Below are 13,228 nucleotides of genomic sequence, written 5' to 3'. Positions count from 1 at the left end.
GTCAGCACGCACATCGCCCGACCCCGCCCTGGCCCGCGCCGAGGGCGCCGCTGCCGACGCGGCCGCCCTCTTTCGCGAACGTCGCATAGATGTCGATGGGCGTCATGACTAGAAGTCCCAGCCGTCGTCGTCGGTGGCCTGCGCGGTCTCTTCCGCGTGGGCCGCCTGCGGCTTGCCGGCGAACGCCTCGCCCGCCATGCCGGCGGCGAGCGTCGTCCCGTCGGCCGGGTCGATGAGGAGGAACGAACCGGTGCGGCGCGAGTCGGCGTAGTCGTCGAGCGCGATCGGCTCGGCGGTGCGGACCTTGACGCGGCCGATGTCGTTGGCGACCAGCTGCCCCGGCTCGGGGTGCTGGGACAGGTCGTCCAGGGTGAGCCGCGAGGGGATCTCCTTGACGATCGCCTTGACCGTGCGCGTCGTGTGCTTGAGCAGCACGCGCTGGCCGACGGCGAGAGGCTGGTCGGCGACGTGGCAGACGGTCGCCTCGACGTCCTGCGAGGTCGCGGGCGCGTCGCCGCTCGGCACGATCAGGTCGCCGCGCGAGATGTCGATGTCGTCCTCCAGGAGGAGGGTCACCGACTGCGGCGTCCACGCCACGTCGACCGCCTTGCCCAGCAGGTCGATCCCGGAGACCTTCGACGTGCGGCCCGACGGCAGCACCGTGACGGACTCGCCGACGCGGAACGTGCCGGCCGCGATCTGGCCCGCGTAACCGCGGTAGTCGGGGTGCTCGGCGGTCTGCGGGCGGATGACGACCTGGACGGGCAGCCGCGCGTGGCAGCTCGTCAGGTCGTGGCTGACCGGGACCGTCTCCAGGTGCTCGAGGACGGTCGGGCCGCCGTACCAGTCCATGTTCGCCGACGGCTCCACGACGTTGTCACCGGCGAGCGCGGAGATCGGGATCGCGGTGATCTCGGGAACGCCCAGGTCGGACGCGTACGCCGTGAATTCCTCGGCGATCTTCGCGAAGACGGGCTCCGCGTAGTCGACGAGGTCCATCTTGTTCACCGCGAGCACGACGTGCGGGACGCGCAGGAGCGCGGCGACGGCGGCGTGCCGGCGGGTCTGCTCGATGACGCCGTTGCGGGCGTCGACGAGGACGACGGCGAGGTCGGCGGTGGATGCGCCGGTCACCATGTTCCGGGTGTACTGCACATGGCCCGGGGTGTCGGCCAGGATGAACCGGCGCCGGGGCGTGGCGAAGTAGCGGTAGGCGACGTCGATGGTGATGCCCTGCTCGCGCTCGGCGCGCAGGCCGTCGGTGAGCAGCGCCAGGTCGGGCGCCTCCTGACCGCGGTTGCGGGACGCGTGCTCGACGGCCTCCAGCTGGTCCGTGAGGACCGACTTGGAGTCGTGCAGCAGGCGGCCCACGAGGGTGGACTTGCCGTCGTCGACGGAACCGGCGGTGGCGAACCGCAGCAGGGTGGTGGCCGACAGGTCGGCCAACTGCTCTGTGGTGGTGCTCATTTAGAAATACCCCTCGCGCTTGCGGTCTTCCATCGCGGCCTCGGACATCTTGTCGTCGGCGCGGGTCGCGCCCCGCTCGGTGATCCGGGACACGGCGATCTCGGCGATCACCGCGTCCAGGGTCGCCGCGTCGGAGTCGACGGCGCCGGTGCAGGACATGTCGCCGACGGTGCGGTAGCGGATGAGGCGCTTCTCGACGCTCTCGCCCTCCTTGGGGCCGCCCCACTCACCGGCGGTCAGCCACATGCCGGAGCGCTTGAAGACGTCCCGCTCGTGCGCGAAGTAGATCTCCGGCAGCTCGATGCCCTCGCGGGCGATGTACTGCCACACGTCCAACTCGGTCCAGTTGGACAGCGGGAAGACGCGCACGTGCTCGCCGGGGGCGTGGCGGCCGTTGTAGAGCTGCCACAGCTCGGGGCGCTGGCGGCGCGGGTCCCACTGGGAGAACTCGTCGCGCAGGGAGAACACGCGCTCCTTGGCGCGGGCCTTCTCCTCGTCGCGGCGCCCGCCGCCGAAGACGGCGTCGAAGCGCTCCGCCTGGATCTTCTCCGTCAGCGGCACCGTCTGCAGCGGGTTGCGCGTCCCGTCCGGGCGCTCCTTGAGGGCGCCGCGGTCGATGTAGTCCTGCACGGACGCGACGTGCAGCCGCAGCCCGTGCTCGGCCACGACGCGGTCGCGGTACTCCAGGACCTCGGGGAAGTTGTGCCCGGTGTCGACGTGCAGCAGCGTGAACGGCACCGGCGCCGGCGCGAACGCCTTGAGCGCCAGGTGCAGCATCACGATGGAGTCCTTGCCGCCGGAGAAGAGGATCACCGGCCGCTCGAACTCGCCCGCGACCTCACGGAAGATGTGCACGCCTTCGGACTCGAGGGCGTCCAGGTGCGAGAGCGCGTACGGGCTGTCGGTCTCTTCGCCGGTGGTGGGTGCGACGGTCGTCATGCCGACTCCCTTTCGTTCGCTTCTCCGCCTGCGCGGCGCAGAGGCGCGGGCATCGTGGTCGTCTGCAGCCGGGCGGCCGCACATGCGTCGCTCACAGGACACCCCTTTCGGTGAGCAGCGCGAACAGCGCGGCCGCTGACTCCTGCACGGTCTGGGTGTGCGACTCGATGCGCAGGTCGGGCGATTCGGGCGCCTCGTACGGGTCGTCGACCCCGGTCAGCCCGGAGAGCTCGCCCGCCGCCTGCTTCGCGTACAGGCCCTTCACGTCGCGCACGGAGCACACCTCGACGGGCGTGGCCACGTGCACCTCCAGGTAGCCGGTGCCGCCGGCCTGGTGGCGCTTGCGTACCGCCTCCCGGCTGTCCGCGAACGGCGCGATCACCGGGACGAGCGTCAACACGCCGTTACGGGCGAGGAGTTCGGCGAGGAAGCCGATGCGCTGCACGTTCGTGTCGCGGTCCGCGCGGCTGAAGCCGAGGCCCGCCGAGAGGAACTCGCGGATCTCGTCGCCGTCGAGCACCTCGACGCGGCGGCCGTCGGTACGCAACTGCTCGGCGAGCTCGTTGGCGATGGTGGTCTTGCCCGCGCTCGGCAGACCCGTGAGCCAGACGGTGGCTCCGGTCACTTGCTTCTCCAAAGTCTCTGTGGGTCCGGGCATCAGCCGTGGATCCCGCACTCGGTCTTGTTGCGTCCCGCCCAGCGGCCGGCCCGCGCGTCCTCGCCCTCGAGCAGGCGCCGGGTGCAGGGGGCGCAGCCCACAGACCCGTAGCCGTCCATGAGCAGGGGGTTGGTCAGCACACCGTGCTCGGCGACGTACGCCTCGACGTCGTCCTGCGTCCAGCGGGCGATCGGCGAGACCTTCACCTTGCGGCGCTTCTCGTCCCAGCTGACGACCGGGGTGTTCGCCCGCGTCGGGGACTCGTCGCGGCGCAGTCCCGTGGCCCACGCCGTGTACGAACTCAGGCCGTCCTCAAGGGGCTTGACCTTCCGCATGGCGCAGCACAGGTCGGGGTCGCGGTCGTGCAGCTTCGGCCCGAACTCGGCGTCCTGCTCGGCGACGGTCTGGCGGGGCGTGAGCGTGATGACGTTCACGTCCATCACGGCCTCGACGGCGTCCCGGGTGCCGATGGTCTCCTCGAAGTGGTAGCCGGTGTCGAGGAAGACGACGTCCACGCCGGGCCTGGCGCGCGAGGCGAGATGGGCGACGACCGCGTCCTCCATGGAGGAGGTCACGCAGAAGCGCTTGCCGAACGTGTCGACCGCCCACGTGAGGATCTCCAGGGCGGACGCGTCCTCCAGTTCGCGCCCGGCCCGCTCCGCGAGCTCCCGCAGGTCGGGCTCGGTCCGGTCGGTGACCTCAGTGGCCTGAGTGGTCGTCATATGTCTTCCCCTCCACCGTCGTTGCGCTGAACTCCCCGGGTCAGCAGACCGAGGAACTTCAACTGGAAGGCCCGATTGCACGCCGCGCATTCCCACGCACCGTGCCCGGTCTCGTTCGGACGCAGGTCCTCGTCACCGCAGTAGGGGCAGTAGAAGGGGGCGGCGCGCTCGCTCACGAGAGGGCCTCCCTCTTATTGGAGGCTCGGTTCGCCTCCGGGGCGCCTGTTGCCGGTGTCGAGATACCGACCGTGCTCAACCCTTCGGGCCTCCGCGCGCTCGGCATCTCGACACCGGCGCGCCCCTTCGGCTCACTCGCCGAGCTCACGACAAGGCCTCCTCGGAAGCGCGGGAAGTCCACGTGGCGAAGCGCTCGCCGTCCTCGCGCTCCGCCTGGAAGCGCTTGAGGACCCGCTCGACGTAGTCGGGGAGCTCGGCCGCGGTGACCTTCAGGCCGCGGACCTTGCGGCCGAACCCGGCCTCCAGGCCCAGCGCGCCGCCCAGGTGCACCTGGTAGCCCTCGACCTGGTTGCCGTCCTTGTCCAGCATCAGCTGGCCCTTGAGACCGATGTCCGCGACCTGGATGCGGGCGCAGGCGTTCGGGCAGCCGTTGATGTTGATCGTGAGGGGCTCGTCGAACTCCGGGACGCGGCGCTCCAGTTCGTCGATCAGCGAAGCGCCGCGCGCCTTCGTCTCGACGATCGCGAGCTTGCAGAACTCGATGCCGGTGCAGGCCATGGTGCCGCGCCGGAAGGGGGACGCGTTGACCTTCAGGTCCAGCGCCTCCAGCGCCGCCACCAGCGACTCGACCTGGTCCTCGGCCACGTCGAGCACGATCATCTTCTGCTCGGCGGTGGTGCGCAGCCGGCCCGAGCCGTGCGCGCCCGCGACCTCGGCGATCTTGGTGAGGGTCGCGCCGTCCACACGGCCGACGCGGGGTGCGAAGCCGACGTAGAAGCGGCCGTCCTTCTGGGGGTGCACACCGAGGTGGTCGCGCCAGGTGCCGGCGGGCTGCTCGGGCGCGGGGCCGTCGACCAGCTTCCGCTGGAGGTACTCGTCCTCCAGGACCTGCCGGAACTTCTCGGTGCCCCAGTCGGCGAGCAGGAACTTCAGGCGGGCGCGGGTGCGCAGGCGGCGGTAGCCGTAGTCGCGGAAGATGCCGATGACGCCGCCGTAGACGTCCGGCACCTCGTCGAGCGGCACCCAGGCGCCGAGGCGCTGGCCCAGCTTGGGGTTGGTGGACAGGCCGCCGCCGACCCAGAGGTCGAAGCCGGGGCCGTGCTCGGGGTGGTTCACGCCGACGAACGCGATGTCGTTGATCTCGTGCGCCACGTCGAGCTGCGGGGAGCCGGAGATCGCGGACTTGAACTTGCGCGGCAGGTTGGAGAAGTCCTTGTTGCCGATGAAGCGGCGCTGGATCTCGTCGATGGCGGGCGTGCCGTCGATGATCTCGTCGGCGGCGACCCCGGCGACGGGCGAGCCGAGGATGACGCGGGGCGTGTCACCGCAGGCCTCGGTGGTGGAGAGCCCGACCGCCTCGAGGCGCCGCCAGATCTCCGGCACGTCCTCGATGCGGATCCAGTGGTACTGGATGTTCTGCCGGTCGGTGATGTCGGCGGTCCCGCGGGCGAACTCCTGCGAGATCTCGCCGATGACGCGCAGCTGCTCGGTGGTCAGCCGGCCGCCGTCGATGCGGACGCGGAGCATGAAGTACTCGTCGTCCAGCTCCTCCGGCTCCAGGATCGCGGTCTTGCCGCCGTCGATCCCGGGCTTGCGCTGGGTGTAGAGCCCCCACCAGCGCATGCGGCCCCTGAGGTCGTTGGGGTCGATGGAGTCGAAGCCGCGCTTCGAGTAGATCGTCTCAATGCGTGTCCGCACATTGAGACCGTCGTCGTCCTTCTTGAACTGCTCGTTGCCGTTGAGCGGCGTGAAGTGACCCACGGCCCACTGGCCCTCGCCGCGGTGACGGCTCACCTTGCGGCGCGGCGCGGCGGTCGTGGGCTTTTCAGGGGTGGCAGCCATGGGTGTACGTCCTTCAGGCGGGCGGAGGCTCTGACAGCTTTGACCAGCACACTTCGCGCGACGGCGCGGCGGTGCGCAGGGTGCTGTACGGGGAGAGAGTGCGGCGGTGCTGGTGGAGTCAGCTCACCGGACACATGGCGCTGGACATGCGGCCGAGGTCGACGTGCCGCCGACTCACCAAGGCAATTCCAGCTCGATCCATGACGGAAGCGTGTCATGGGACTTTCGGCCCAGTCCACCACTGTCCAGAAGGTGGACAAGACTGTCTCGCATCGCGGACAGATGTGTCGCGCGTCACTGGAGGGGACGGGAATGGACCGGAGAGAAGGGGAGCGTACGGGAAGGGGCGCCGCGGTGTCCCGCGGCGCCCCTCAAGTTCTTGTCCCTACTCTTACGCCCCCGGCTGCGCCCCGGGCCACGGCCCCGGCGTCGCCACCTCGGGCTCCTCTTCGACCTTCGTGTCGAAGAGGCGGAACCCGCGCCGCTCGTAGTTGGCCATCGCGTGCTCACCGTCCTTGCTGCACGTGTGCAGCCAGACCCGCTTCGTCGGCGTGCGGTCCGGCCACCGCTCGGCCAGGTCCCAGGCGCGGGCCACTGCGTAAGACAGGAGGTGACCGCCGATGCGGCGGCCCCGGAAGGCGGGAATGAGGCCGAAGTAGACGACCTCGACGACGCCGTCGTCCTGCGCCTCCAGCTCGACGTAACCGGCCGGAGTCCCCTTCTCGTACGCCACCCACGTCTCGGTGCCCGGACGCGCCAGGACTTCCTGCCAGCGCGCGTACGTCCAGCTCAGGCGGTCGGTCCAGAGGATGTCGCCCCCGACGGACGCGTACAGGAAGCGGCTGAACTCCGGCGAGGGCACCTCGGCGCGGACGATACGGAAGTCGCCGCCCTCGGGTGCGGCGGCCGGCCGGAGGTCGGAGGGAGCGGTCTGCTCCAGGGACCAGGTGGTCACAGCGATGTTGCTCATGCACGTCAGGCAATCACGGGCCCCGCACCCTGGCCAAAGCGGTCCGGGATACGGGAAGATCCGCCCGCGCCATGCCACCCCCCGCGCACGACGCACCCGGAGGAATGTTCATGCCCCGCAGGACAGCTCGCCGCACACCCCGCGGTCTCCTCGCCACGGCCATCACCACCGTGGCCCTCGCGACCCTCGCCGCCCCGGCCTCCGCCACGGCCGGTGCCCAGGCCGCGGACCCGCAAGGCCGGATCTTCATGGTCAACCCCGTCCAGTCGTCCGGCGACCAGACCCTCACCGACGCGAAGGACTCCGCGACCGCGGTGCCCGCCTCCGCCTACACCCTCGCCGCCCTGCGGAACCTCGACGCGAGCGGCGGCCTCTCGGGCAAGTGGGTCTCCGTGAGATCGAACACCGGCGGCGCCGCCTCGGTCGCCGGCGCCGGCGGCTACGACCGCAAGGACGACCAGTTCGAGCAGGTCATGGCCTACTTCTGGGTCAACGAGGCGCAGGAGTACCTCCAGAGCCTCGGCTTCGGCAGCGAACTGCCCGGCGCCAACGACCGGCAGCAGCCGGTCCGTATCGACCAGTGGGGCGCCGACAACTCCTTCTTCACCGACAAGAAGGCCGAGATCCGCTTCGGCAAGGGCGGCGTCGATGACGCGGAGGACGCCGAGGTCATCGTCCACGAGTACGGACACGCCGTGCACAACGCGCAGGTCCCCGGGTTCGGCACCTCCGAGGAGGCCGGCTCCATCGGGGAGGCGTGGGGCGACTACCTGGCGGCGTCCGTCGGTGCCTACGCGGACGCCAAGTACGGCTGGCCGCGCAAGACCGACCTCGCCTGTGTCGCGGACTGGGACTCGGTCTCGTACACGGCCACCGCCCCGCACTGCCTGCGTCGCCTCGACACCGGCAAGACGTACGCCGACAAGGTGGGGGAGGTGCACGCGGACGGTGAGATCTGGTCCCAGGCGCTGTTCGACATCAGGGGCGCGCTCGGCGCGCGCACGGCCGACCGCGTCATCGTCGACGCGCAGTTCGGCTTCGCCCCGGACACCAGCTTCACGGACGCGGCCCTGACGACCGTCGCTACCGCGCAGAAGATGTACGGAAAGAGCGCGGCGGACGCCGTGCGCAAGGCGTTCCAGGCCCGGGGCATCCCCGGGGTGTGAGTCCGCGCGGGACCGGAGGGTGCGGGACCAGCGGATGTCCAGGAACCCCCTCCGTAAGTCCATGGAGTCGGGCCCGGCCGGGCGGCACGCTCTGAGCCACCCCGCCGGGCGACTCCATCCCCTCCGGCCCCCGCAACCACTCACGGAGGTATTCATGAGACGCAGCGTCAGCACCACGTTCGCCGCCCTCTGCGCCGCCGCGACCGCCGGCGTCACGGCCCTCGCGGCCGCCCCCGCCGCCACGGCCGACCCCCCGCTCAAGGCGCGCGCCCATTACGTCGACTGCCGGGCCGGCACCGGCCCCGAGAAGGGCACCCAAAAGGCGCCGTGGCGCACGCTCGCCGCCGTCAACGCCCAGCACCTGGGTCCCGGCGACCAGGTGCTCCTCAAGCGCGGCACCCACTGCACGGGCACGCTCACCCCGAACGGTGCGGGCGCCCCCGGCAGCCCCGTCCGCATCGCCACCTACGGCACCGGGGCGAAGCCCGTGATCGACGGAGCGGGCGCCCCCGACACCGTCCTCCTGCGGAACACGCAGTGGATCGAGGTCTCCGACCTGGAGATCACCAACGCGGCGAACCCGGGCACGAAGCGCCGCGGCGTGCGCGTGGTCCTGAACGACTACGGCACGGGCAGGCACTACCGCCTCACCGGCCTCGACATCCACGACATCCGCGGCGACGACACCAAGGACAACGACGGCTCCGCGGGCATCCTCTTCTCCGTCACCGGGTCGGCGAAGGAGACGCACTACGACGACGTGCGCGTCGAGGACAACACCCTCAAAACCATCGACCGCGAGGGCATCTTCGTCTCCTCCAGCTGGAACCAGCGGCCCGCCATCAGCGGCTACGACCCGAACGGCCCGCACTGGGTCCCGTCCACCGGCGTCGTCGTGCGCGGCAACACCCTGAACGACCTCGGCGGCGACGGCATCGTCATGACGGCCACCAAGAACGCCCTGGTCGAGCACAACACCCTGCACGGCTTCCAGCGGCGCTCCGGCGGATACAACGCGGGCATGTGGCCGTGGAACGCGGACGGCACCGTCTTCCAGTACAACGAGACGTCCGGCGGCGAGACGACCCGCGACGGCATGGCGTACGACGTCGACGAGGGCTCCTTCGGGACCGTCTTCCAGTACAACTACAGCCACGACAACGCGGGCGGCTTCTTCCTCGTCTGCAGCGCGGACGGAACCCTCGGCGACGCCGTGATCCGCTTCAACATCAGCCAGAACGACCACTTCAGGGGCATCGAGACCTGCCGCGGCTCGTTCTCCGGGGTCCGCTTCCTGCACAACACGATCTACGTCGGTGACGGCGTCAGCCAGACCGTCGTCAACGAGAACACCACCAGCCGGCACGAGATCGCCTTCGACAACAACATCGTCGTGAAGGAGGGCACCGGCACGGCCGCCTTCACACTCCGCTCCGGCGGCGTCACCGCGTCCCACAACATTCTGTACGGGATCGGCGCGACGCCCTCCAACCCCGGTGGCGCCACCGCCGACCCGCTGCTCACCCGTCCGGGCACTGCCACGGGTTACGGGGACGCCGCGGCCGCCTACGCCCTGCGTGCCGGATCGCCCGCACTCGGCGCGGGGGCGCCGCTCGCCGACGCGGGCACCCGCGACTTCGCGGGCAACCCGGTGGTGCCGGGAGCGGCGCCCAACATCGGCGCGTGGAACGGGAGTTCGTCCGACCGGTGACGGTCGGCGGGGCGCCCTGATCCTGGTCGGGGCGCCCTACGGGGCGCTGACCGGCACCGGCGCGTTCCAGCGCTGCGTGCCCGCTCCGGCCGGCGCGAGCTTCACGCCGGAGCCGTCCCGGGTGAGGTACCGGCCGGTCGCCGGGTTCACCAGGGTCTTCTTGCCGGGGTTGTACTTCCACAGCTTGGCCGGGTCGGTGACCTTGCCGCCGGTGGCGATGTCGCCCGCGCAGTCGGCGATGCGCACGCTCTTCTTGTCGCTCGCGGTCAGGCAGTAGTTCGACGGCAGCCGGACGGTGCCGTCGGCCGCGAGGACCCAGGACTGCTCGAAGGCGCCGGGGCCGTTGTCCTTGCATGCGGCGAGCGTGAGCGCCGCGCCGTCCTTGCTCGCGCCGCGCGGGGCGAGGCACTTGTCGTCGGGCGCGGAGATCTCGGCGCGCTTCGAATTGCCCAGTGCCAGACGCTGGTTGGTGCTTCCGTCGGGACGCGCGTCCACGGCGGCGGCGCACGGCGGGTTGCTCTTCGTCCTGGTCACCGAGCTGACGGCCGCGCCGGCGCCGACTGCGGTGCCGGTGGGCAGGCCGAAGTGGGCGTCCGAGTACGGCTGGTCGTAACAGGTGGCCCGCGGGTCGTTCCACTCGAAGTACTCGACCCAGTCGATCAGGCCCGTGGACTTGATGGCGGTGGCCGGCGTCTGCACACTGCCGAGCTTGAACGACTCGCCCGTGGTCCTGTCGTGGATGGTGGCGCCGAACCAGCCGTCGCCCTCGTAGGCGACCGTGGACGTGTAGGTGTGCCCCTCCTCCCAGTCGTGGTTCATGCGACAGCTGGAGCCCTCGCCCTCGCCGCCGAACTGGAGGCAGTAGCTGCCCTCCGAGCCGGGCTTGCGCTCGAAGCTGTCCCACACCGAGAACAGGAACGTCGGCTTGTCGCCGCCGTTGCGCTGCATCCCGATGTAGGCGCCGTTGCCGACGTTGAAGCCGAACTGGTGGCTCCAGAAGGTGTTCGCGTTGTAGCCGGGGTCCTTCTCGACCGTCGTGGACCAGGTGACCTCGCTGAGCCCGTCGGCCGCCGACGGGAACGAGTAGTAGGTGTACGTCCCCGGGGTCGTGCCGATGGTGTCGTCCGCGTTCGCCGCGGGGGCAGAAGCCAGGCCGGCTCCGGCGGCGAGGCCGAGCGTCGCGAGGAGCGGCACGGACCGCCGCTTGAGGGAACGGGTGAAGCGTCCAGTCATCGAAAACCCTGCCTGTGATGGAGGTGGATGCGTGAAGGGAGTGCATCGGGCTGCACTGCGCGACATGGTGCGCGAAGGTGATTGAAAGTGCGCGACTTAGAGCATGATCGCGCGCGCCGGGCACATCTTGCGCCATCGGGCGGCGTGGGGCAAGAGGGGGCGCGCAGGGCCGTCACAGTGCCGAGAACGCCTCGTCCACGGCCTCGCAGGTGCGCCGGATGTCGTCCTCCTCGAGTGCGGCGGAGACGAACCAGCAGGCGAGGCCGTACACGTTGACGTGGATGCCCCGCACCAGCAGCTCGTGGCGGAAGCGCTCGTAGCGGTCCAGATCGGCGGCGAAAAGATCGCGGTAGTGGCGGGTCGGGGCGCCGTCCGCCGAGAACACGATCTGGAACATCGCGCCGACCCCCTGGACCGCGCACGGCACGCCGTGGTCGCGGGACGCCCGCAGGACCGCCTCCATGACGCGCCGCCCCGCCTCGTCGATCCGGCCGGCGACCGCGGGATCGGCGAGCTGGGTGACCGTCACCAGGGCGGCCGTGGCGCACAGGGGTGAACCGTTGTACGTGCCGCCCTGCTTGATCCGGTTGTCGCCGACCTGCTCCATGATCTCCCGGCAGCCCGCGAACGCCGAGATGGGCAGCCCGCCGCCGAGCGCCTTGGAGTAGACCGCGAGGTCGGGCACGACCCCGAAGAGGGCCTGCGCACCGCCGGGTCCGGTGCGGAACCCCGTGCAGACCTCGTCGAAGACGAGCACGATGCCGCGCCGCGTGCACTCCGCGCGCAGGGTCTCCAGATAGCCCGGGACCGGCATCGTGCAGGCGTTGTTGGCGACGATCGGCTCGCAGATGACCGCGGCGATCCGGCCGCGGTGGGCGTCGAGGACGTCACGCAGGACCCCGGCGTCGTTCCACGGGCAGATCACCACGTCGTCGAGCACGCCCTGCGGGATCCCGCGCGAGTGCGGCTTCGCGAACGGCGCCTCGTACGGGCCGACTTCGTCCCGCGTCGACTTGCTGGACACCGCGAGCGTGTCGGTCCAGCCGTGGTAGTGGCCCTCGAACTTCACGACGAGGGAGCGCCCGGTGAAGCCGCGCGCGGCCCGTATCGCGCCCTGGACCGCCTCGGAGCCGGAGTTCGCGTAGCGCACGAGGTCGGCGCACGGCACCGACTCCCGGATCTTCTCGGCGAGTTCGATCTCCGGGACGTTGCACGTGCCGAACATGGTGCCGCTCGCCAGGACCGTCGAGAGGGCGTCGGTGAGCAGCGGGTTCGCGTGGCCGAGGACGGCGCTGCCGTAGGCGAGCAGATAGTCCACGTAGGTGTTGCCGTCCACGTCCCGGATGCGCGCACCGGAGCCGCTCTCCATGTACAGCGGATGGGGCTCCGACCCGGTGGTGGTGATGCGGGAGGAGGAGCTGGTGCCGCCCGCGAGCGACCCTCGTGCGCGCTCGAAGAGCTCGCGGCTCTTGTGATATGCCATCAATTCCTCCTGTTTTCAAGGCGTTGACACGGATTCCGGTGGGAGTGAGACTCCATGCCCGAGAGATCCTGGAATGTTGCAGAGGGGAAAACGGACATGGTCGAGAAGGTGGCCGTCATCACCGGCGCCGGCGTCGGAATCGGTCGGGCCTGCGCCCTCGGGCTCCTGGCGCGGGGCTGGTCGGTCGTCCTCGTGGGCCGCCGCAGGGCGCTCCTCGAAGCGACGGCCGCGGATGCGGGCGAGCACGCGGACCGCGCCGTCCCGTTCGTCGCGGACATCACCGACCCGGAGGCGGTGACGCGCCTGTTCGCCGCCGTGGGCGAGCGGTTCGGCCGCGTCGACCTGCTGTTCAACAACGCCGCCGAGACGATGCCGTACATCCCCACGGAGGATGTCGAGGCCGACGACTGGCACCGCGTCATGGGCTCGATCGCGACCGGTACGTTCCTGTGTTCCCGGGCGGCGTTCCGGATGATGAAGGAGCAGAGCCCGCGCGGCGGCCGCATCATCAACAACGGCGCCCCGTCGGCGCATGTGCCCCGCCCGGACTCGATCGCGTTCACCGCGGCCAAGCACGCCGTCGCCGGTATGACCCGCTCGCTGTCCCTCGACGGGCGTGAGCACGGCATCGCCTGCGGGCAGATCGACATAGGCAACGTGACCCCCGCCGACCGCCCCCAGCCCGCCGTCCTCCAGGCGGACGGCAGCCGGCGCGTGGAGCCGACCATGGACATCCGCCATGTCGTCGACATGGTCGCCGCCATGGCCGAGCTCCCCGTCGACGTGAACATCCAGTCCGTCACGGTGATGCCGAGCGCGATGCCCTACGTGGGCCGCGGTTAGGGCCTCCCGTCCGCCCC

General features: G+C 70.7%; 13 protein-coding genes. 3 read left to right on the top strand and 10 right to left on the bottom strand.

The window, feature by feature from the left end:
• Positions 1 to 108 precede the first annotated feature (108 nt).
• From OHA58_RS07045 to OHA58_RS07010, 8 genes are all read right to left on the bottom strand, one after another.
• Complete coding sequence (locus OHA58_RS07045; protein ID WP_405477463.1) at positions 109 to 1,467, bottom strand: sulfate adenylyltransferase subunit 1; 1,359 nt, start codon at positions 1,465 to 1,467, stop codon at positions 109 to 111.
• Positions 1,468 to 2,406, bottom strand: coding sequence for a sulfate adenylyltransferase subunit CysD (gene cysD / locus OHA58_RS07040; protein ID WP_405477461.1), 939 nt, complete (start codon positions 2,404 to 2,406; stop codon positions 1,468 to 1,470). It abuts the gene before it with no gap.
• Between the two features lie 91 nt (positions 2,407 to 2,497).
• Positions 2,498 to 3,064 carry an adenylyl-sulfate kinase gene (gene cysC, locus OHA58_RS07035; RefSeq protein WP_405477459.1) on the bottom strand — a complete coding sequence of 189 codons (567 nt, stop codon included), beginning with the start codon at positions 3,062 to 3,064 and terminating at the stop codon, positions 2,498 to 2,500.
• Positions 3,064 to 3,786 carry a phosphoadenylyl-sulfate reductase gene (locus tag OHA58_RS07030; protein ID WP_405477457.1) on the bottom strand — a complete coding sequence of 241 codons (723 nt, stop codon included), beginning with the start codon at positions 3,784 to 3,786 and terminating at the stop codon, positions 3,064 to 3,066. The genes cysC and OHA58_RS07030 overlap by 1 nt, the downstream gene beginning before the upstream one ends.
• Positions 3,783 to 3,962, bottom strand: a complete 180-nt coding sequence (locus OHA58_RS07025; protein ID WP_100591340.1) for a hypothetical protein — start codon at positions 3,960 to 3,962, stop codon at positions 3,783 to 3,785. The genes OHA58_RS07030 and OHA58_RS07025 overlap by 4 nt, the downstream gene beginning before the upstream one ends.
• 145 nt (positions 3,963 to 4,107) lie before the next feature.
• Positions 4,108 to 5,805 (bottom strand): nitrite/sulfite reductase, encoded by a 1,698-nt coding sequence (locus OHA58_RS07020; protein WP_405477454.1) that lies wholly within the window; start codon positions 5,803 to 5,805, stop codon positions 4,108 to 4,110.
• A gap of 118 nt (positions 5,806 to 5,923) precedes the next feature.
• Positions 5,924 to 6,007, bottom strand: a complete 84-nt coding sequence (locus OHA58_RS07015) for a putative leader peptide (RefSeq protein ID WP_324902501.1) — start codon at positions 6,005 to 6,007, stop codon at positions 5,924 to 5,926.
• A gap of 189 nt (positions 6,008 to 6,196) precedes the next feature.
• Complete coding sequence (locus OHA58_RS07010; RefSeq protein ID WP_405477452.1) at positions 6,197 to 6,775, bottom strand: GNAT family N-acetyltransferase; 579 nt, start codon at positions 6,773 to 6,775, stop codon at positions 6,197 to 6,199.
• 110 nt (positions 6,776 to 6,885) lie between these two features.
• Between OHA58_RS07010 and OHA58_RS07005 the strand changes: the two genes are divergently transcribed.
• A complete protein-coding gene (locus tag OHA58_RS07005; RefSeq protein WP_116513338.1) occupies positions 6,886 to 7,941 on the top strand; it encodes a M36 family metallopeptidase in 1,056 nt (351 codons plus the stop codon).
• A 154-nt stretch (positions 7,942 to 8,095) separates the two neighbouring features.
• The gene (locus tag OHA58_RS07000) at positions 8,096 to 9,652 is read left to right on the top strand and encodes a right-handed parallel beta-helix repeat-containing protein (protein WP_405477449.1); all 1,557 of its coding nucleotides are present in this window, start codon (positions 8,096 to 8,098) and stop codon (positions 9,650 to 9,652) included.
• Positions 9,653 to 9,688: 36 nt separating this feature from the next.
• On the opposite strand, the gene OHA58_RS06995 is transcribed toward OHA58_RS07000, so the two are convergent.
• Both OHA58_RS06995 and OHA58_RS06990 read right to left on the bottom strand, forming a co-directional pair.
• Entirely contained in the window at positions 9,689 to 10,885 is a 1,197-nt protein-coding gene (locus OHA58_RS06995) for a DUF3472 domain-containing protein (protein ID WP_405477447.1), read from the bottom strand.
• Positions 10,886 to 11,057: 172 nt separating this feature from the next.
• Positions 11,058 to 12,368, bottom strand: a complete 1,311-nt coding sequence (locus OHA58_RS06990) for an aspartate aminotransferase family protein (protein WP_405477445.1) — start codon at positions 12,366 to 12,368, stop codon at positions 11,058 to 11,060.
• A 96-nt stretch (positions 12,369 to 12,464) separates the two neighbouring features.
• On the opposite strand from OHA58_RS06990, the gene OHA58_RS06985 reads away from it, so the two are divergent.
• Entirely contained in the window at positions 12,465 to 13,211 is a 747-nt protein-coding gene (locus OHA58_RS06985) for an SDR family oxidoreductase (protein ID WP_405477443.1), read from the top strand.
• The last annotated feature ends 17 nt before the right edge of the window (positions 13,212 to 13,228 follow it).

Origin of the sequence: Streptomyces sp. NBC_00009, from assembly GCF_045040855.1 — a bacterium.
Classification (GTDB): Bacteria; Actinomycetota; Actinomycetes; order Streptomycetales; family Streptomycetaceae; genus Streptomyces; species Streptomyces aureus.
The sequence above is the reverse complement of the archived record's forward strand: the minus strand, read 5'-3'. Positions and strand labels throughout refer to the sequence as shown.